Source organism: Schaalia sp. lx-100, assembly GCF_021083625.1.
GTDB lineage: Bacteria > Actinomycetota > Actinomycetes > Actinomycetales > Actinomycetaceae > Pauljensenia.
In genome coordinates this window covers 122,141-141,674 of record NZ_JAJNRP010000001.1, presented here as the reverse complement: position 1 = coordinate 141,674, position 19,534 = coordinate 122,141, and the positions used below count along the sequence as shown (strand labels likewise).

Here is a 19,534-nt window from a genome sequence, read left to right as displayed (position 1 = left end):
TGGAAAACCATCACAAACGTCCTGATTTCTTCAAAGCAAGGTAAGTGTCAGATAGGTGAGCCGCTAAAAGACCTGCATCCGTAGTGATAACAATAGCTCCTGTACGCTGAAGCTCATGCGCACCCGCGCGTGTCTCACGTAAAGCAGCATGAGCTGCAATCACGTCATATACGTCAGTGGTAGGCGGGGGAGTATCTGGACTCATTTCATAATGATCGGCCGTATGAGCGTGGTTTTTATGCTGATCGTGTGATTGTGCCATGCGAAGGATCGTAGGATCTTGAGCGCTGGCCACAATGACCGTGTGAGTACGTGTTAAAAGAGCGACAGCTTCATATAGCTGAGGGTCTGTACCAGCAGGAGGCAGATCAGTGCACAAAACCACAAGGGATTTATGATGCACTGTACGACGTACTTCAGTGATGAGGCGCTGCCAATCCATTGGGAGCAGCGAAGGACTGACATCAGCTAACGATAGGCCACACTGGCGTAGCAAGGCTGGACCTTGCACCCCATCAACCCGCGCACGGATAGAACGATCCATTGCTAAGAAATGCACGTGGTCGCCTGCACGATCGGCAAGGGTCGCTAAAAGAAGTGCAGCCTCAATGCTGGCATCCATACGTGGTGTGGCACCGAGATCAAGGGCATCGGCGTTAGAAGAATGCTCAGGAGCGCCTAATAACAGAGCGCCGGAACGCCCGCAGTCAACAATAATAACCACATGCCGATCACGTTCTGGCCGCCAGGTGCGAACTATTAAATCCTGTGAACGAGCTGAGGCTCGCCAATCAATATCGCGCGGATCATCACCGCGCACATAGGTGCGCAGTGAATCAAATTCTGTGCCAGGACCTCGTAAAACAACAGCTGTGCTTCCTTCCAACTCATGTAAGCGTGCAAGACGTGAAGGCAGTAATTTTCTTGCACGAAATTCAGGAAGAACTGCAATAGATGCCGGTGCCGATAAAGAGACTTGGCGTGCGGCTAAACCTAAAGGCCCCCAGACGCGAATGGTGATGCGATCACAACGGCGTGTTCCCCGTCGTTTGGGAGAGAGCACAGTAGTGACACGCACACGATCATGTGCAGCTAAACGAATATGGTGGCGTGAGGGTGTTGGCTGCATCGAAGGCGGCCAGGCATCACGGATAGTGAGTGTTACGCCGCGACGAGTAGGGTTCTCAATCCATAGGTCACATGTTGTGCTCTGGTCTGCACGTATATTGTCTTTGACATGACGTTCTATACGAAACTCACGAGGAGAAAGCGCGCATACAGCATCAATGAGCGCCAGAGTAAGTGACAGGAAGATCCACCCCCATGCTGTTGAAAGTGTGGGGGAAAATATGAGCAGGAAGATTCCGCAGGCTATAAGGACTGCTGTACGCCACGATAAAGCCATTAGCGTGGCACCGCAACGGTTGTCAGTAGTCCTTCAAGTACTGTGCGCGCACTGATCCCTTCAAGATCGGCTTCAGCACGTACACTCATGCGGTGAGCTAAGGTGCTGATAGCCATATCTTTTACGTCATCTGGCGTAACATAGGCACGTCCTTGAAGGAAAGCCCAGACGCGACTGGTCCGAAGCAAAGCTGTTGCTCCACGCGGTGAAACTCCTAAGCGAACAGACGGTGAGGTACGTGTCGCGCGAACAAGATCCACCATATAGGTCAAAACTGCGGGCGATACTTCAATACGTGAAGCTGCTTGACGTGCAGCAAAAATATGTTCAGGTGAAGCAACAGCTTCAATACCTGCTTTTGTTAGCTCAAGCGGGTCGAAACCTTCTTGATGGCGAGCAAGTACGTGAATTTCTTCTTCACGACTGGGTAGCGACAAATCAAGTTTGACGAGGAAACGATCAAGTTGTGCTTCAGGTAACGGATAAGTGCCCTCATATTCCACAGGATTTTGTGTAGCGATCACCATGAAAGGAAAATCTAGGGGATGGGTGTGGCCATCAATGGATACCTGGTGTTCTTCCATTGCTTCAAGCAAAGCCGACTGAGTTTTAGGAGGAGTACGGTTAATTTCATCTGCAAGAAGCAAATTGGTAAATACAGGCCCCGGCCTAAATGTGAAAGAGGAAGTCCCCGAATCCCAGACCATAGAGCCAGTGATATCAGCGGGCATGAGGTCAGGAGTAAATTGCACACGAGACATATTCACATTGAGCGCTGTTGCCATAGTGCGCACAAGCAAGGTTTTCGCCACTCCAGGAACACCTTCCAGCAAAGCATGTCCACCTGCAATGAGGGCAATGACCAGACCTGTGACAGCGCCTTCTTGTCCGACGACGGCTTTAGCGATCTGTGTACGTAAACGGAAGAACGCTTCACGTGCTTCCTGCGCTTGTGGGGTAAGAACAGGAGAAACAGATGAGGTAGGTGTTTCCTGTGTTGGCACGGGTTCAGTAGCAGGGCTGAGAGAAGAAGCAGTATTCAACACACTGGAATTATCCTGAGGAGTGGGGGTAAAAGGCTGATCAGTCATGAGAAATACTTTCTTCTAATTCGTTGAGAGAATGAGCAAGGGCAAGGAATTCTTTTTCAGTTTCAGGTGCTTTACCCCACAATAAGTGATATGTGAGGTGTTCATCAATACCTTGTCGAGTGAGAGCTGCGTGGAGTTCTTCAGGAGCAGCGCAATGAGCTATGCCAAGTGAAGAAGCGAGTTTTTCAGCAGTTTTCACTCGGAGAAGATGAGCAGCATAGCCATAATCGCCGGACTGTTTTAGTAATCGAGCGCGTCCAATAACTGTTTCGGCGCTCGGAACCGGGGTGGGGATATCTTCGCAGACGAGCCTACCTAATCGTTGTCCGCGCGCGCATCCATAGGCAAGAAGGGCTACGCCAAGTAAAAAGAGCATGGGGATAAGGAAAGGCGGGGTTAAATCAGGTAACTCATCCAGAGTATCTGCGGGGGAAGGTGTGTACCAGACTATAGATCCGGTGCGGCCAAGAGTGCTGATCGCTAAGGAAGCATTTCCGTGTTCGGCTATCTTTTGATTGGTAACGATGGATGAATCGCTGAAAAGAGCACGCCATTTCCCTTGAAGTGTGCCTTCAGCATAGGTATACACGTCTTCTTCCAAAGGGAAACAGCCTATCCAGTTTGGGTCGCTCAGCTGAACACCATAGGTGCTGGACGAGAGTGTGCGTGCACGTTGCGCAGCAGGTAGATCGCACGAAGCGTGAAATTCTGAGGCTGTTGAACGGCTTGGATATACGGTGACACCAGGAAAAGGAGGATCGTACATTTGTTGTAGACCTATGTACGTCATTGAAGGAAGATCAGCGAAGGCTTCAGAAATTTCATGAGGCATTTTCCACGGGTGGGGAACTACCAAGATTGTGTGATCTTTTTGAGCGTGTACTAAAGCGTCACGGGCAGAAGATGCGACATGTACTTTCACACCGTGTTCACGTAAGACTTGTACGAGGGCGCGTGCTCCTTGTGGTCCGGGATTGTCAGGGGACAAAGGAGTTTTATCAAAAGAATCTGCGGTGTAGAAGAATGTGATGATACCTGCGCATAGGGTAATTGTGATAACGGCAAGTATTTGTCGGATTTTCTTCCACAGTACTCGTGGTGCTGGTGCGAGGAGTATCGCGCTTTTTCGTGTCATGGTCGTTCACCATCTTGAGCGGTATAAGAAGCGCGAATATTTGCGTAAATATTTTGTGTGAGTTGGATAAGAAGGGTGACGTCAGTATTTTGCGCATTTTCGTCACCGTAACGCACAGCGTCAAAAAGCTTAGCCGCATGATTAAGAGCATCACTGTGTTGAGGTGTAGCCGTAGTTAATGCGAGGGCAACTTCACGTGCTGTGACACCGGGACCGTCATGAATGTGATGATCTTGAGCCAGTGTAAGAACCATTAACCGGAAAGCCCATATGTAGGCTTCATTCCATTCTTGCGAATTTTCAGCGGCAGCCAAATGAGCACGGGCTTCGTCGATGGTCAGTTTTTCGTCACCAAAAACAGCGGATGATATGTGCTTTTTCTTTACACGTATTGGATTAATGACAATGACAACAATGAGGACAATGAGGAAAACAAAGAAAACTAAGAGAAGTACAAGAGAAATCGGTGGATGCCATGTTCCTTGGAAAAAGCCGTCACTGAGGGCTTTGAGAAGCCATCGAATGAAACGAGTAAGAGGGTTGAGCTCGGTTCCATATTCAGGACGGGAAAGTTCTTCACTTACCCATCGTTGTGCTTCGTCTTGGTCAGGGGTTGGTTCCTCATACGGTAGCCACATGGTTACATACTCGCAGCCTGTGCAAGTCGTGTGGCGAGCCCTTCAATGCGCATACGACGATCAAGATACATGAGTGTGATGTATGCAGCTGTCAGTGGAATAACAATGGCAGTAAGTAAAGTGCTGATGAAATTGAGGACGACCATCGCTATGGCTGGGGGCATCACAATCATCAGAAGTGCGCCGAATGTGCTGATAACGGTTGAAATAACACCACTTGCTGCTGCGATCGCTAGAGTGATAAGCACGTAGCGGCCCAGTGTGGCCCAAAAAGCGCCGCGTGTGAGTTCCCATGAGCGTTTCAAAGCGGGGAAAACTTTTTGTCCTTCGATAGCCACGATCGTTGGAGTGTAGATCAAGCGCATGGCTAAGAAAAGCATAAACAGCAAGAGTGCAATGACCCCGATAATACCGATGAGTACGGATATCCATATTTCAAATTGTCCAATGAAAATGCATATAACAAGGATCAGGACCATGAAGGCCACAGGGATTCCTGAAATAAGGGACACCATAAAGGTTGCACCTAAAATTGAAACCACATGTGGACGCATACGATCCCATGCTTCCCCGAAAGTGATCAGACGCCCAAGAACAGCCTCACTGACAGACATAGCCAGTATGCCTTGAAGAACACTGGTAGCAATAAAGGTCAGGAATTGCACTCCAATTCCACCAACAATAAGGTGCGAAAAACCTGCTGCTACTTCTGTGAGCATGTCATCAACGCTACCGGTGGGATTTTCTAGGTAGTTCAAGAAAGAACCGAAAAACCAGTAATTTAAAAATGCGTTGAGGAAGGCAAGAACCGCCATGATAGCGACAGAGAAACCGAACATCACCACTGGATTTGATCGTATTGCTCTGAAAGTTCCTTCAAAAAGTTCAGCAATATTGAGTGGTCGTAGCGGTATGATTCCTGGGCGTGCTGCCTGAACCCAGGATTGAGCGCCCGCCCATTGTTGATCTTGGGGGGTCGTTGACCAAGGGCCTGCCTGTTCTGGTAAAGACTGGGATGGGTCATGTGGTGGGGGAGTCTGCTCTGATGTGCCCCACTGAGGTTGTGCTGTGCTTCCATATTTGGCAGCAGGAGAGTTTTGTGGTGCTGCCGGAGCAGTAAATCCTTGAAACTTTGGGGATTCGGGAGAAGTCATAGATGGCTCAGGAGGTACAGAATGAGGATTTTTCCAAGGATTTTCAGGGATGTTCGGGTCCGTCATGAGTATCTCCCTCAGTATCTTGCGTTGCTATTCACAGAATAATCAACAAAAGTGAACATGTCTTGCTGTGTCTTATTGCCTGTGTGGAGCATCAGGGGTGTGTACTGATACTTCTATGGGAAGGGTACCGATGATCTGATAAGAAGGAGAGGGACGACGGAGAAAAAGGTAAAGAAAACGCAAAATCATATTTTTTTGTCCAACTTGCGTGCAATAAAGCCCAAGTCATGACACGATCTGTATATGAGATCTCGGATCCTAGTAATTGATGATGATGTTGCTTTAGCAGAGATGATTGGTATCGTGTTGGAATCTGAAGGATTTTCAGTTTCTGAATGTGCTGACGGCAGTGCTGCGATTGACTACTTTCATCAAATAGCACCCGATCTTATTCTGCTTGATTTAATGCTCCCAGGGATGGACGGCATTGAAATTTGTCGTAGAATCCGACGTGAATCCGATGTGCCAATTGTGATGCTCACTGCCCGTTCCGACACGACAGATGTTGTTGCAGGACTTGAAGCAGGAGCCGATGACTATGTTCCTAAACCCTTCAAGCCAAAGGAACTGGTAGCGCGAGTGAAGGCTCGACTGCGTGGGCGGGAAGACTCAGGTGAAGAACACCTCTCTTTAGGTCCCCTTGTTATTGATGTTCAAGGGCATACGGTTCGACGAAATGGTGAAGTTATTTCATTGACGCCACTTGAATTTGATTTACTTGTTGCTTTGACGCGTGCGCCTTGGCGTGTTTTTTCCCGCGAGGAGCTTCTGGAAAAAGTCTGGGGTTATCGTCATGCAGCCGATACGCGCCTAGTGAATGTGCATGTGCAACGTCTACGTTCCAAAATTGAACGTGATCCTGAAAAACCTGAACTCGTTGTGACGGTACGAGGCGTCGGTTACCGAGCAGGAAATGCTTCATAGCCGAATGAGCGTCCGCGCAATATGCGATCGACTGCTTTTAGTGTGGACATCAGTGGCGAAGTGGCGTTGGTTTCATGCCATTCGTTCTTCTTTATCTTTGCGCGCGGCAGTCACATTAACTGTTGCAGGTGTTTTAGCGATCGTCCTTTTTGGTGCAGCTGTATCAACCCAAATGCGGACTAATGTTTTTGAAGCCAGGCGCACTCAGGTTCTTGAAGATGCATCTGTTCGTTTTTCGGTGGCACAGGGTTTTTTTGACCAATCAACTGCTTCAAATAGCGATCAAGTACAAGAAACTGCCCGACAGGTCGTTGAATCAATCCGTTCCTCTGCTGCCGGTGCGGGGGCTGTTTCTGTGCTTTTGTTGCGTTCTGAGCATGATGGGCAAGGAATCCGTATTAACGAAATTGCGGATCCTGCTATGGAACCGGTGATTTCATCAGAATTTCGTACAGCAGTTATTGAATCGTCACATGCTCAGTGGCAGTCGGTAGATATTGGCCCTGCTTTAGGGAATGCGTCTGATTCACTACCGGCAATCTTAGTGGGGAAAACAGTAAATTTGCCACGTGCGGGAACACATGGCCTTTATATTGTGTATTCATTAGGTCACGATCAAGCAATGATTGATACGGTGATGAATGTCCTCATTTTAGCTTCAACCCCTTTGCTTATCGCCGTGCCAATCGGCGCATTTTGGATGCTCCATCACCTTATGCGACCTGTACGCCGCACAGCATCAGCTGCTACTGAACTTGCAGGCGGTAACCTGACCGTACGCGTCCCTGAATCAGGGAGTGACGAAATGAGTGACCTGGCACATGCTTTCAATAACATGGCGGCTTCACTGCAAGAAAAAATCAACGAATACGACATGCTATCGAAATTTCAGCAGCGTTTTGTATCAGATGTTTCCCATGAATTACGTACCCCTCTGACAACAATCCGTATGGCTGAAGAAATGATTTACGACGATCGTGAATCTTTGGGACCTGCTGCAAAACGTTCCGTCGAACTTCTTCACGGGCAAGTGGAACGTTTTGAATCAATGCTTGCAGATCTCCTTGAAATTTCCCGTTACGATGCGCAAGCAGCTCTGCTTGATCTTGAGATATGCGATATGCGTCTGCTGGTTGAAAAAGTAGTAGCTGCTCATGAAGAACTAGCTCAAAAATTAGATGTACGTGTTCGCGTGCATCTTCCTCATGAGCAGTGTGCTGCAGAAGCTGATGCGCGGCGTATTGAACGGGTGCTCAGGAACCTACTGGTCAATGCATTAGAACATGCAGAAAAAACTGATGTGATGATTGACGTGGCCTGTGATAATGAGGCTGTTGCCGTGCGTGTACGTGATTATGGAATAGGAATGACTCCTGAAACTGCGCAGAGAGTTTTTGACCGTTTCTATCGTGCAGATCCGGCGCGTACACGTACAACAGGAGGTACCGGCCTTGGTCTGTCAATTGCCCGTGAAGATGTGGCACTGCACGGAGGAATACTTCAAGCGTATGGGCAGCCAGGACAGGGTGCTTCTTTTGTGATGACGCTTCCAGTAAGCGCAGGCAAACCCGTGCGTACACATCCTTTAGTTTTATGGGAAGAAGAATAGGCATCATGAAGGCATCTACGCTTCGTTACTTGGGGGTTGTGTGCATTACGGTATGTGCCTTCGTTGTGTCGTCGTGTTCTTCTTTGCCGCGTGCGGGTAGACCTTTGCCTTTTGATGTGAAAGCTCCTGTCAATGCGCCTATTGAATTAGTAGCTGGAGGCCCGCAGGAGGATACGACGCCAGAACGACTCGTTCAAGATTTCTTATTAGCATGTGCAGCAGGAACATCCGATTATTTTGCAACTGCCCGATTATTCCTTACGCAAGGTAGCGCCCAAAAATGGGATCCGACAGCTCACGTACAAATTTTTGCTACGGACTCCTCGCCTCAAGTCTCGCTAAAAGAACCAGAGAACATGGATAAAACGAAAGTGGTTGTTGGGGCTGCGGCTCTTGCTTCCCTTGACGATACAGGTGTGTTGAAACGTGCTGAAGGATCATCGGTATCCAATACTTACACTTTGGTGAAAGAAAAAGGTCAGTGGCGCATTGATTCTCCACCGGACGGGATTTTAATGTCGCAAGCTGCTTTTATGGCTTCTTACAGCAGAGCCTCCCTGTATTTTCCTGCGCATGCGGGTGATATTTTGGTGTCAGACCCTCGGTGGTATCCCACACGGCGTTTAGCTTCGTATCTACTTGATGGTCTTGTGCAGGGGCCGCGTGCAGATTTGGAATCTGTGGTGACAAATGCTGTTCCTGCGGGGACGCGACTTGAATCGCATAGTGTGGAAGTGAGCGATGGAATTGCGAAAGTCCAATTGGAAGGACCTGCGCCTGCTGATGCTCATGACCAAGAGCTTATGCAATGGCAGATCGCTCGTACTTTGACGGGGGTACGCACTATCAGCAGTGTGAAAATTAGTGTGTCCGGTCAAACATTTCATGATTTTGAGATGCCTGAGGATAAAGAGAGCGCAGTTGATTCTCCGCTGGTTTTGACTGCCCAAGGAATTGGTCGTCTTGTGGGGGGAGATTTCCGTTCTTCTCCTCTGAGGGGCGTAGATCCGCTTGCTCGTGCAATTGCTGTTGGTTCGACCTCTACTTCACCGTATGCATGGGTCAGTGAAGGTGAATTACATATTGTGGATAGTACGGGGGAAACGGAACGTATTGTGCCGCTTGATGAGGGCTGCGCAGCGGATCCTCGTATCTCAATTGATCGTTTCGGATGGGTGTGGTCCTGTGGTTCTTCGGCGGGAACATTGAAGGCTTCACACATGCAAGATCGTGATGTGAATATTCCTGTGGATGTAGCGGATGCAGGTTATGTGCGTATGGCTGCTGTATCTGCGCAGGGAAGCTATGTGGTGATGTTGCGTGAATATGAGGGCAGTGTAGGCGCATGGCTAGGTGTGGTTGTGCGTGATCGTGATGGGACGCCGCGTGAGATTAAAAATGTGAATGTGATTGATGGGGCGCGCACAGGGATTGAAGATCTGTCATGGGCTGGTGAGCAAACGATTGTGGCTCTGCAACGTATGCAGCGTTCGGGCGTTGAGGAAACTTTTTTGCTCACGGTGGATGTGGGAGGTTTTACTCAAAGAAGCTCTGTTTCCAGTGAGGCTGTTGGAATAACAGCGGGTTCATCGCCTTTTGCATTGGCGGTTCTTTTCAAAGACGGGACATATCAATTACGTTCAGGCGCATTGTGGCAGAGCCTTTCTACTGATATTTCTCTTTTGCGATACCCCGGCTGATATAGGGCTACAGCGTGTTATGTGAGGGGATTTTTGCTTTGTGAAATACGAGGAAGCAGTGTAGGCGAGTATTGTCTTCATTTTCTGCTTGTGCTCGTGTGGACTTGTGGATATGTGGGAGGCCGTCCACATTTCTTTCAGATACGCATACCTGCGTTTTAAGGAAATGTTTTGCTGAAAAGGTGATTGGTCAGTGGCGTAGGTTTTTCATCTGTGTGCGGCATATGCTGTCGATTTTTATGCGCGAGGTTGTAGCGTGTGTATGGCCGACACAATGTGTGGGATGTGGTTTGTGGGATGTGGTGCTGTGTGCTGACTGTGAACAGCAGTTTACCTGTGGCACACGTGAGTGGAGTGCGCTGTCTGTATCGCTTGGTGGGGAAGCTGTGCCTTTTATTGCTTTAGGTGAATATGAGGGTGTGAGGCGGCGTGTGATGCTGTCAGCTAAACATCATCGTTTTGTTGATTTTTCGCAACTTTTGCAGCGCGCTGGTGAAAGTATTGCAGAATCGCTTATATGTGTAGGAATGATGGTTTTTCTTGCGGAGCCTTCAATACGTGAGTTGTGGGTGGTTCCTGCTCCTGCAAGTTGGACGCGTCGTTTGTGGGGACGGTCGGTGACAATTCCTGTGGCTTGTGGTCTTGCGCGAGTATGTGCTGCTCATATGTCTGTGCCGGTGAGGGTGGTTGAGGCTGTGAGTTTACGTGTGGGGACTTTTTCACAAGCGGGACGATCATCGCAACGGCGCAGGCAAGGGCGTCGCGGTGTGATGCGTTTACGTTTTCCTGTGCCGCAGGGGGTAAAAGTTATCGTGGTGGATGATGTTGTTGCCAGTGGAGCAACAGTGGAGGAATTGCTGCGTTGTCTGGGGAAAGTTGTGTCTATGGTGGCGTGTGTTGCGTGGTCTACAGGAAAAGTTTCTCGTTAAATATGAGCAGAATCACCTTATGGGGTATGATGGTAGTCACAACTGAAAGGGCATAAATGAATTGCTCATTCATCACCACAGGGAGGTGGGAACTACAGGCATTGTCTTAAGGGGTTGGCCCTTAGGCATTATCGAGGCGAGGGAACTCGCATATTCTTTGGAGGACAATATGGACGTCACCGTCATTGCTCGCAATGCAGAAATTCACCCTAATTTTCGTGCATATGTTGAAGAAAAAGTTGCAAAAGTCACTCAGTTTTATCCGCGTGCGCAACGAGTAGATGTGGAACTGACTCACGAACGTAATCCACGTCAAGCTGATACAGCCGAACGTATTGAACTCACTGTTTTTGGCAAAGGGCCAATTATTCGCGCAGAAGCAAAATCTTCTGATCGTTATGCCGCGGTTGATATTGCAGCAGGAAAGCTCTTTGAAAGGTTACGTCGTATGCGTGACCGAGCCAAAGACCACCGTCGTCGATATGCTGATCTGGCTGCGGATATGCCTTTACCTGAAGAAGTTTCTGAACAACCCGTTGAGGAGACTTTGGAAGTAATGACAGGACTTCACAGTGCCGCAGATATGAAGGTGGGTGAAGCTCGTGAGGAACAGCTCGGTGACTCTCCGGTTATTGTGCGTCAAAAAGTCCATGAAGCACAGGCAATGTCTTTGGATGAAGCCCTGTATCAAATGGAACTCGTGGGACATCCTTTCTTCCTCTTCATTGATGAAGAAACACAACAACCATGCGTGATCTACCATCGTCACGGATGGACATATGGTGTTCTTCGTCTGAACGCGACTGTTCGATAAACACTTTCTTTTGTTGAGGGAGCACTTCACATGGCGAAGTGCTCCCTCGCAAGTATCTGTGCTGCCGGGCGTGTGATTTTCTGCTTGTATGCGTCCCTGTCGCTCCTTGGGGTGAGATTGCGTAAAATAAGCAGGAGAACGTACTTTTTGGTACATGTACTGCGATAATCGCGTTGACTATAGAACTTGGGAGACTTCGTGTCCATCATCGACAAGATCCTGCGTGCTGGCGAAGGCCGCATGCTGAAAAAACTTGACCGCATAGCCGACCAAGTTGATAAGTTACATAATGATTTTGAAGCACTCAGTGATGAGCAGCTACGTCAAAAAACAGATGAATTCAAACAACGTCTTGCTGACGGTGAAACTCTCGATGACCTATTGGTAGAGGCTTTCGCTACTGTGCGTGAGGCCGCGTGGCGTACTTTGCGTCAGCGTCCCTTCCATGTGCAAGTAATGGGCGGGGCCGCGCTTCACCAAGGCAATATTGCAGAAATGCGTACAGGTGAAGGAAAAACCCTTGTAGCCACTATGCCGGCCTACCTGCGCTCACTGACAGGTAAAGGCGTGCACGTCGTCACCGTCAATGATTACCTGGCAAAATACCAGTCTGATTTGATGTCGCGCGTCTTTAACTTCCTTGGTGTGAGTGTGGGATGTGTTCTGGTGGGACAAGACCCTGCTCAGCGGCGCAAACAATATGAAGCTGATATTACCTACGGGACAAATAATGAATTCGGCTTCGATTATCTTCGTGACAATATGGCGCAGCGCGTCGAAGATATGGTGCAGCGTGGACATAATTTCGTCATTGTTGATGAGGTTGACTCTATTCTGATTGACGAGGCGCGCACCCCTCTGATTATTTCAGGCCCAGCTTCCGGTGATGTAAACCACTGGTACACCGAATTTGCGCGCATCGCCCGTATGCTGACAGCCGGTGTGGACTATGAAGTAGATGAGAAAAAGAAAACTATCGGTGTCCTTGAAGACGGAATCGACAAAGTAGAAGACCAACTGGGTGTAGAGAATTTATACGAGGCTGCGAATACTCCTCTTATCGGATTCCTCAATAATGCGATTCGAGCAAAAGAACTTTTCCATCGTGACCGTGATTACATTGTTGATAACGGGGAAGTACTCATCGTTGATGAACACACAGGCCGTGTTCTGCCGGGACGACGCTACAACGACGGTATGCATCAGGCAATCGAAGCGAAAGAAAATGTCGCTATCAAAGCTGAAAACCAAACATTAGCAACGATTACCTTGCAGAACTACTTCCGTTTATATCCGGAAGGCTCGCGCTCAGGTATGACTGGTACAGCGGAAACTGAAGCCGCTGAATTCGCTTCGACATACAAGATCGGTGTTATCCCGATTCCTACTAACCGTCCAATGATCCGTATTGACCAGCCCGATCTGGTATATCCCACAGAAAAAGGTAAATTCGACGCCATTATCGAAGATATCGTGGAACGTCATGATGCTGGTCAACCTGTGTTGGTTGGTACTGCTTCAGTCGAAAAATCAGAGCTGGTTTCGCAACTTTTACGTGCCCGCCATATACCTCACCAAGTACTGAACGCGAAACAACACGCACGTGAAGCTCAAGTTGTGGCAATGGCAGGTCGTAAAGGTGCTGTCACAGTGGCAACAAATATGGCTGGTCGTGGTACAGACATCATGCTGGGCGGAAACTCTGAATTTATTGCTCAGGCAAATCTGGCTGATAAAGGGTTGGATCCGCATGAGAATGCTGAAGAATACCGCGCAGCATGGCCTCAAGCATTAGAAGCAGCAGAACGCGCAGTTCAAGCAGAACGTGAAGAAGTACGTGAACTGGGTGGCTTATACGTACTCGGCACTGAACGCCATGAATCACGACGAATTGATAACCAGTTGCGAGGACGTTCAGGTCGTCAGGGAGATCCCGGTGAATCCCGTTTCTACCTGTCAATGGAAGACGACCTTATGCGTCTATTTAACTCAGGTATGGCCCAGCGAATTATGGCTTCCGGAGCTTATCCCGAAGATCTTCCACTTGAAAATAAACTGGTCAGCCGTTCCATTGCTTCAGCTCAACGCCAAGTTGAAGCACGAAACTTTGAGATACGTAAGAACGTCCTCAAATACGATGATGTGATGACTGGCCAGCGTGAACTGGTGTATGAGGAACGCCGTCGCGTCCTTGAAGGAGAAGACCTCGAACCTCAGATGGCTTCTTTTGCTGAGAGCCTGGTGACGGGAATCATTGATGAAAAAATCGCTGATTTAACGCCGAAAGAATGGGATCTTGAAGCTATTTGGGAAACCCTGCGAGGCTACTATCCGACATCAGTGACCGTGAATGAGGTAGAAGAAACTCATGGTGGGCGAGGCTCGCTTGTTCGTGATGACCTTGTGAGCGAAATTATTGGTGATATACGCACTCAATACCTGAAAGCTGAACAGAGTCTGGCTGCTAATCCGCTGGCCATTTCTCAACTCGGTGAAGAACCGATGCGAGTTCTTGAACGACGAGTTGTTATCGCCACAGTTGATCGTTTATGGCGTGAACACTTGTATGAAATGGATTACCTGAAAGAAGGTATTGGTTTACGTGCGATGGGGCAACGCGACCCGTTGGTGGAATACCGCAGCGAAGGTGCGCGTATGTTTGCGGCCATGATGGAAAGGATTCGTGAAGAATCTGTCCAACAGGTTTTTGCTTACACTTATCAATTTGATCGCGCTCTTGAACAGATGCGCGAGCAGGAAGCTACACAAAAATCTGAGCAAAGTGCGCAAGACGATACTGCTGCTTCTGAAGCCTCGGCAGAAAAGAGTCAGGCAGCACGTGCCGCCGCAGCACGCGCGGCTTCTGTTATGGGAACAGTGGGCCGTGAAAGTCGCCCACAAAAACTCAGCTACTCATCAGCTGAAGGGGAACAAGCTACTGATAATGCTGCTTCCTCTGGTGGTAATCGTTCGCAACGTCGCGCTGCTGCAAAGAAATCACGTAAGCAGCACTGAGATACTGCATGGTGGCTGGTGGTGTTCACATATGCGAACGCCGCCAGTCACCAGTGCAACTCCCACACAACGGAACAGTAAAGCTACAGGAGTTTTACCTCAATCAAAGCTTAACGTCCTATAACATTAAAACCCTTAGTTCGCCTCCCTTAAAAGGAACGGGGGCAGCGACAGTTGATAATCTTTCACCTAATCTGCTCGGTTAAAACCCAAGGCAATAGTGTGCGCAGAAAAACTTGGATACCACATATGAAAGATATGGTGTAACAAGTGGAATATTTATTTATGGCAGAGGTTGCGCGCCCATCCACTCGTACCAGCCACAATGCAGGACCAACCAAGAAATCAATGCGTATCCAGCTTGACCTGGCAAAGTAACGCCACTTTCCGAGCGAGTACACGAAGCTGCCATATCTTCAAACCATTGTTCATGAGCAACCAATGGTGTGAAAGTATCAACGAAAGGCAATGAACGACGTTCACATACTTGCGCGCACGCATGAACAATATTTTTTACATGCGTATGGTCAACCCCCGCTAAAGGAGGAGGGCCAATAACGAAACTTGGAATCCCTAAAGCTGTAGCACGGTCAGTCATATTTGCAAGATTAAGCCGTGTACGTGCAGTTGATAAACCAGAAAACACATCACCGGTACCAACAGCGATCACAAGAGCGCGAGGGCCTTCTGTGCCTAAACGATAAAGAACCTCATTTTCCCAACGAGCAGCAAGGCCACTGGTATTCTCACCTGGAACAGCAAGTGACATCACCGTAGGCGTAGCCTGAAAATCGCTGCGCGCGATCACACGACCGACCCATCCTTGTCCACGAGGATCACCGACACCGGCAACAAGTTCATCACCGACGACACAAATACGCATAAAAGCCCCTTCCTGTGACTAAGAGTAGTTGCTTTTTCACTTTCAGTCAGACTGACAAGCACAAATATGATGTGACACGAAGTTCACATGCGCGGACCGCTTGTGCGGGCCACTTATTTTTCTTACCCATGGGACGCGTTCTTTCACTAATGTGGACAAGAATGAAAGCACAGAAAAGCAAGTGCCTGTACTTTCCCCCTGAAAAAGGAAAATACAGGCACTCTATGAACGATCAGCGCATAAATGCTTCATCCAAGAGAGTACGTAATTGCTGCTGATGTAAAGCAGCACGACCTGCAGCAGTTGTTGCTGAAGCAGGACGCGATACGCGACGCACAGGACGATCAAGCTGCGGGAAAAGCTCTAACGCCAAGAAAGGCCAAGGCCCTTGGTTTGCGGGCTCATCTTGTGCCCACACAAACTCTGCATGCGCATACGGAGCAAGTACCTCACGTAATTCATTGACAGGTAGCGGATAGAACTGCTCGATACGAATAAGAGCTGTGCGAGTATCACCGCGTTTTTCACGTTCGCGTACCAAGTCATAGTACAAACGCCCAGAACATAGCACGACACGATCAACATTCGTGCTGATAGTGCTATCCATTTCACCATAAACCGGTGTGAAAGCGCCCTGAGTAAATTCATCCACTGATGATGTAGCAGCCGATAGACGCAACAACTGTTTCGGAGTAAAAGCAATCAATGGTTTACGGGGACGACGATAGGCCTGTGTGCGCAACATATGGAAATGATTGGCCGGCGTAGAAGGCTGAACAACCCACATATTATCCTGAGCGCACAGCTGCAGATAGCGTTCGATACGAGCGGAAGAATGGTCAGGTCCTTGTCCTTCATAACCATGAGGCAACAGTAAGACAACAGAAGAACGCTGACCCCATTTTTGTTCAGCAGAACACACAAACTCATCAATCACTGTTTGCGCGCCGATAGCAAAATCACCAAACTGCGCTTCCCAAATCACAAGAGCATCAGGCCGTTCCACAGAATACCCGTACTCATAAGCCATAACCGCATACTCAGATAAAGGCGAATCAAAGATAGCGAAAGGTGCTTGAGAATCTGTTAAGAATTGCAGAGGCGTGAATTCTCGACCATTCACATTGTCATGAAGAACAGCGTGGCGTTGAACGAATGTCGCACGGCGAGCATCTTGTCCTGAAAAACGGACAGGTGTTCCCTCCATCAGCAAAGTACCTAATGCAAGAAGCTCCCCAAACCCCCAGTCAATAGGAAGCTGCCCGGAAGCCATTTTTGCTCGTTTTTCACACAATTGACGAATTTTCGGATGAGGTGTGAAACCTTCAGGGAAAGCAGTTTGAGCGTCACCGATACGTTGCAGGTAGTCACTGCTTACAGCGGAACTCCACCCAATCATCATGCCCTGACCAGGAAGCTGCGATTCAGGGATTTCCCACTCAGAATCATCATGCGAAGGCGTGGGAACCCACCCATTTTCACGAGTTTCTTCAAGAATATTGACAAGCTGATTCTCATAAGCTGCCGCCAGCTCAGCAGCTTCGTCTTCAGTGAGCTGACCGCGTCCAATGAGGTTACGCACGTACACTGCGCGTGTTGAAGGAATCCGTCCAATGAGGTTGTACATTACTGGCTGAGTCATCGAAGGATCATCGCCTTCATTGTGCCCTCGCCTGCGATAACACACTAAGTCAATGATGACATCCTTGTGGAATTCATTGCGATACTCAGTTGCCAAACGAGCAACACGAATAACTTGTTCAGGATCATCAGCATTGACATGCAAAATAGGGACTTGTAGGCCTTTTGCTAAGTCTGTGGGGTAGCGCGTTGAACGTCCTGAAGTTGGGCCGGTAGTGAAACCAATCTGGTTATTAACAATCACGTGGATAGTTCCACCGGTGCGATAGCCTTTGAGTTGGCTGAGATTCAAACATTCTTGAACAACACCTTGCCCAATAAAAGCGGCATCACCGTGGATCAACACGGGAACAACCGGTAAAGAAGGGTCGTTGAGCTCATCTTGTTTTGCTCGGACAATACCTTCAAGTACGCCATTGGCTGCTTCCAGATGCGAAGGATTAGCTGCCAAATATACTTTCGTTGCTAAGCCATCCTCAACACTGTAAACACCTTCAGTGCCAAGATGGTATTTCACGTCGCCGGATCCTTGAACAGTCCGAGGATCTTGATTCCCTTCAAATTCTGAGAAAATCTGCGCGTAACTCTTGCCAGCAATGTTTGCAAGAACATTCAAACGACCACGATGTGCCATCCCGATAGCAACTTCATGGATACCGTCGCGCGCACAGGAACGCATCACCTGATCGAGTAATGGGATGAGCGATTCTCCGCCTTCTAACGAGAATCGTTTTTGCCCGACGTACTTGGTTTGCAAAAACTCTTCAAAAGCTTCCGCACGTATCAACGTGTCGAGAATACGCCTTTGTTCATCCTGAGATGGAGGCTCATAGGGGCCTTCAATGCGTTGTTGGACCCAACGGCGCTGCTCGGGATCTTGAATGTGCATGTATTCAATTCCGACAGTGCGCGTGTAAGTGTCGCGGAGCCTTTCCAAAATATCACGCAGAAGCATATGATCGCTGTCACCAAAACCGCCAGTGGGGAAAGGACGGTCAAGGTCCCACACTGATAATCCGTACCGTGAAAGAGCAAGATCAGGATGCTGACGGATACGGTAAGCCAAAGGGTCAGTATCGGATGCTAAATGTCCGCGCGACCGGTAGGCATGAATGAGTTCAGCAATGCGAGCAGGCTTTCCTTTTTCGCGTTCCGCATCGTATTCGTGGTCAGGTTCCCACAGGTAAGGGGAATGTGGGATATGAAGTGAAGCAAATACGCGGTCATAGAATCCGTCTTTCCCCGTGAGCTTTGTGGAAATCAGCCGCAGGAATTCACCGGATGCTGCACCTTGGATAACGCGGTGGTCATATGTTGAGGACATGTACATGGTGCGCCCAATACCAAGTAATGCCAAGCGTTTAGGTGACACACCCGCATAAGCAGCAGGGTAGTCGGTTGCACCCACACCGATGATAAGTCCTTGTCCGTTCATGAGACGTGGAACAGATGTTGTTGTGCCCAAAGTTCCAGGGTTAGTCAGGGTAACTGTTGTACCAACAAAATCAGAGGCACCAAGTTCGCCTTTACGTGCACGAGTGACAATGTCTTGGTAAGCATCAACAAATTCCATGAAAGTCATGGTGTCAGCATTGTGAATGACAGGAACCATAAGTGAACGGTTACCTTTAGCGTCAGTAACATCAATGGCAAGACCAAGCCCCACATGCGCCATGCGTGTCATATGAGGCTTATTATTTTCGACGCTGTAACGCACATTCATTTTTGGCATTTCACACAGGGCTTCCACAATGGCGTACCCAATGAGGTGAGTGAAAGAAATCTTGCCACCGATGGTGCGTGACAAGTGGGTATTCATGAGAGAACGATTCTCAATGAGTAATTTCGCTGGAATCTCACGTTGCGATGTAGCTGTGGGAACACTGAGTGAATCATCCATATTCTTGGCTGTTGCTCGTGCAACAGCACGCAGAGTTTCCGTGATGTCATCGCTTAGTGCTTCAGCGTTAAGCGCGGATGCAGCTTTTCCGTGTTTTTGGCGAGTATAGGGAGAAGTGGCTTCTGCGACGTGAGTGCGTGGCATCGGCGGTAAATCTGAACGGGTGACTGTCTCAATCTCAACATCAATATTGGTGATATGCGAATCAGCCGGGTCAATGTCAGATTGTCCAGAGTCGATCATTACTTCGGCGGTGACAATAGCTTTTGGAGATGTGAATGTGCGCATTGACTGGTTGTGTGGAAATGAAGCACTGGGTGAGTTTCCGGTATCAGTAGGTGTATGCGGTGTGGGGGCCGGTGTCAATGTGTCTTGGGTCGTATGAAGTGTGGGTGCTGGCGGGGCTGGTGGTACAGATGTCCGTATTTGCGTAGGCCGGCCTTCAGAGGTGAAATATTGTTGCCATGACGCATCAACCGATGTGGGATCTGCTTCCCATTGCATTCGCATCCGCGTGATGTACCACTGGTCAGGGCCCTGTTGTTGTCCGCTCGAAGTCACCATTGTCCTCGCTTCCTATGGGCGTGTGTTTTTCTTCATTTATAGTGTAGGACGAATGGGACCTAAGTC

Annotated in this window: 13 protein-coding genes; 6 read left to right on the top strand and 7 right to left on the bottom strand. The window is 48.8% G+C overall.

Features of this window, described 5'->3' with window-relative positions:
* Positions 1-10: 10 nt before the first annotated feature.
* Genes LRP54_RS00565 through LRP54_RS00545 form a run of 5 tightly spaced genes read right to left on the bottom strand, consistent with a single transcriptional unit; the run spans position 11 to position 5,489 of the window.
* Complete coding sequence (locus LRP54_RS00565; RefSeq protein WP_231234602.1) at positions 11-1,405, bottom strand: DUF58 domain-containing protein; 1,395 nt, start codon at positions 1,403-1,405, stop codon at positions 11-13.
* Entirely contained in the window at positions 1,405-2,496 is a 1,092-nt protein-coding gene (locus tag LRP54_RS00560; RefSeq protein WP_231234601.1) for an AAA family ATPase, read from the bottom strand. Before LRP54_RS00560 ends, LRP54_RS00565 begins: the two co-directional genes overlap by 1 nt.
* Complete coding sequence (locus LRP54_RS00555) at positions 2,489-3,631, bottom strand: DUF4350 domain-containing protein (protein ID WP_231234600.1); 1,143 nt, start codon at positions 3,629-3,631, stop codon at positions 2,489-2,491. Before LRP54_RS00555 ends, LRP54_RS00560 begins: the two co-directional genes overlap by 8 nt.
* A complete protein-coding gene (locus tag LRP54_RS00550) occupies positions 3,628-4,269 on the bottom strand; it encodes a DUF4129 domain-containing protein (RefSeq protein ID WP_231234599.1) in 642 nt (213 codons plus the stop codon). The genes LRP54_RS00555 and LRP54_RS00550 overlap by 4 nt, the downstream gene beginning before the upstream one ends.
* 2 nt (positions 4,270-4,271) lie before the next feature.
* Entirely contained in the window at positions 4,272-5,489 is a 1,218-nt protein-coding gene (locus LRP54_RS00545; protein ID WP_231234598.1) for a glycerophosphoryl diester phosphodiesterase membrane domain-containing protein, read from the bottom strand.
* A 243-nt stretch (positions 5,490-5,732) separates the two neighbouring features.
* On the opposite strand from LRP54_RS00545, the gene mtrA reads away from it, so the two are divergent.
* The 6 genes from mtrA (at position 5,733) to secA (ending at position 14,480) form a co-directional block, all read left to right on the top strand.
* Positions 5,733-6,413 carry an MtrAB system response regulator MtrA gene (gene mtrA / locus LRP54_RS00540; protein WP_231205391.1) on the top strand — a complete coding sequence of 227 codons (681 nt, stop codon included), beginning with the start codon at positions 5,733-5,735 and terminating at the stop codon, positions 6,411-6,413.
* The gene (gene mtrB, locus LRP54_RS00535) at positions 6,403-8,022 is read left to right on the top strand and encodes an MtrAB system histidine kinase MtrB (protein ID WP_231234597.1); all 1,620 of its coding nucleotides are present in this window, start codon (positions 6,403-6,405) and stop codon (positions 8,020-8,022) included. Before mtrA ends, mtrB begins: the two co-directional genes overlap by 11 nt.
* 5 nt (positions 8,023-8,027) lie before the next feature.
* Positions 8,028-9,722, top strand: a complete 1,695-nt coding sequence (locus tag LRP54_RS00530) for an LpqB family beta-propeller domain-containing protein (protein ID WP_231234596.1) — start codon at positions 8,028-8,030, stop codon at positions 9,720-9,722.
* 239 nt (positions 9,723-9,961) lie between these two features.
* A complete protein-coding gene (locus tag LRP54_RS00525) occupies positions 9,962-10,651 on the top strand; it encodes a phosphoribosyltransferase family protein (protein ID WP_231234595.1) in 690 nt (229 codons plus the stop codon).
* A gap of 169 nt (positions 10,652-10,820) precedes the next feature.
* Positions 10,821-11,465, top strand: a complete 645-nt coding sequence (gene hpf / locus LRP54_RS00520) for a ribosome hibernation-promoting factor, HPF/YfiA family (protein WP_231205387.1) — start codon at positions 10,821-10,823, stop codon at positions 11,463-11,465.
* A gap of 198 nt (positions 11,466-11,663) precedes the next feature.
* Positions 11,664-14,480, top strand: a complete 2,817-nt coding sequence (gene secA / locus LRP54_RS00515) for a preprotein translocase subunit SecA (RefSeq protein ID WP_231205386.1) — start codon at positions 11,664-11,666, stop codon at positions 14,478-14,480.
* A 283-nt stretch (positions 14,481-14,763) separates the two neighbouring features.
* Here the strand turns inward: secA and LRP54_RS00510 are convergent, their stop codons facing one another.
* Positions 14,764-15,363 carry a GDSL-type esterase/lipase family protein gene (locus LRP54_RS00510; RefSeq protein ID WP_231205385.1) on the bottom strand — a complete coding sequence of 200 codons (600 nt, stop codon included), beginning with the start codon at positions 15,361-15,363 and terminating at the stop codon, positions 14,764-14,766.
* A gap of 232 nt (positions 15,364-15,595) precedes the next feature.
* Positions 15,596-19,468, bottom strand: a complete 3,873-nt coding sequence (locus LRP54_RS00505; RefSeq protein ID WP_231234594.1) for a multifunctional oxoglutarate decarboxylase/oxoglutarate dehydrogenase thiamine pyrophosphate-binding subunit/dihydrolipoyllysine-residue succinyltransferase subunit — start codon at positions 19,466-19,468, stop codon at positions 15,596-15,598.
* Positions 19,469-19,534 lie beyond the last annotated feature (66 nt).

Bases quoted from the DNA above. Each gene is read 5' to 3' on its own strand.
- LRP54_RS00565 (WP_231234602.1), bottom strand. From the start codon at position 1,405: ATGGCTTTATCGTGGCGTACAGCAGTCCTTATAGCCTGCGGAATCTTC.
- LRP54_RS00560 (WP_231234601.1), bottom strand. From the start codon at position 2,496: ATGACTGATCAGCCTTTTACCCCCACTCCTCAGGATAATTCCAGTGTG.
- LRP54_RS00555 (WP_231234600.1), bottom strand. From the start codon at position 3,631: ATGACACGAAAAAGCGCGATACTCCTCGCACCAGCACCACGAGTACTG.
- LRP54_RS00550 (WP_231234599.1), bottom strand. From the start codon at position 4,269: ATGTGGCTACCGTATGAGGAACCAACCCCTGACCAAGACGAAGCACAA.
- LRP54_RS00545 (WP_231234598.1), bottom strand. From the start codon at position 5,489: ATGACGGACCCGAACATCCCTGAAAATCCTTGGAAAAATCCTCATTCT.
- mtrA (WP_231205391.1), top strand. From the start codon at position 5,733: ATGAGATCTCGGATCCTAGTAATTGATGATGATGTTGCTTTAGCAGAG.
- mtrB (WP_231234597.1), top strand. From the start codon at position 6,403: ATGCTTCATAGCCGAATGAGCGTCCGCGCAATATGCGATCGACTGCTT.
- LRP54_RS00530 (WP_231234596.1), top strand. From the start codon at position 8,028: ATGAAGGCATCTACGCTTCGTTACTTGGGGGTTGTGTGCATTACGGTA.
- LRP54_RS00525 (WP_231234595.1), top strand. From the start codon at position 9,962: ATGCGCGAGGTTGTAGCGTGTGTATGGCCGACACAATGTGTGGGATGT.
- hpf (WP_231205387.1), top strand. From the start codon at position 10,821: ATGGACGTCACCGTCATTGCTCGCAATGCAGAAATTCACCCTAATTTT.
- LRP54_RS00510 (WP_231205385.1), bottom strand. From the start codon at position 15,363: ATGCGTATTTGTGTCGTCGGTGATGAACTTGTTGCCGGTGTCGGTGAT.
- LRP54_RS00505 (WP_231234594.1), bottom strand. From the start codon at position 19,468: ATGGTGACTTCGAGCGGACAACAACAGGGCCCTGACCAGTGGTACATC.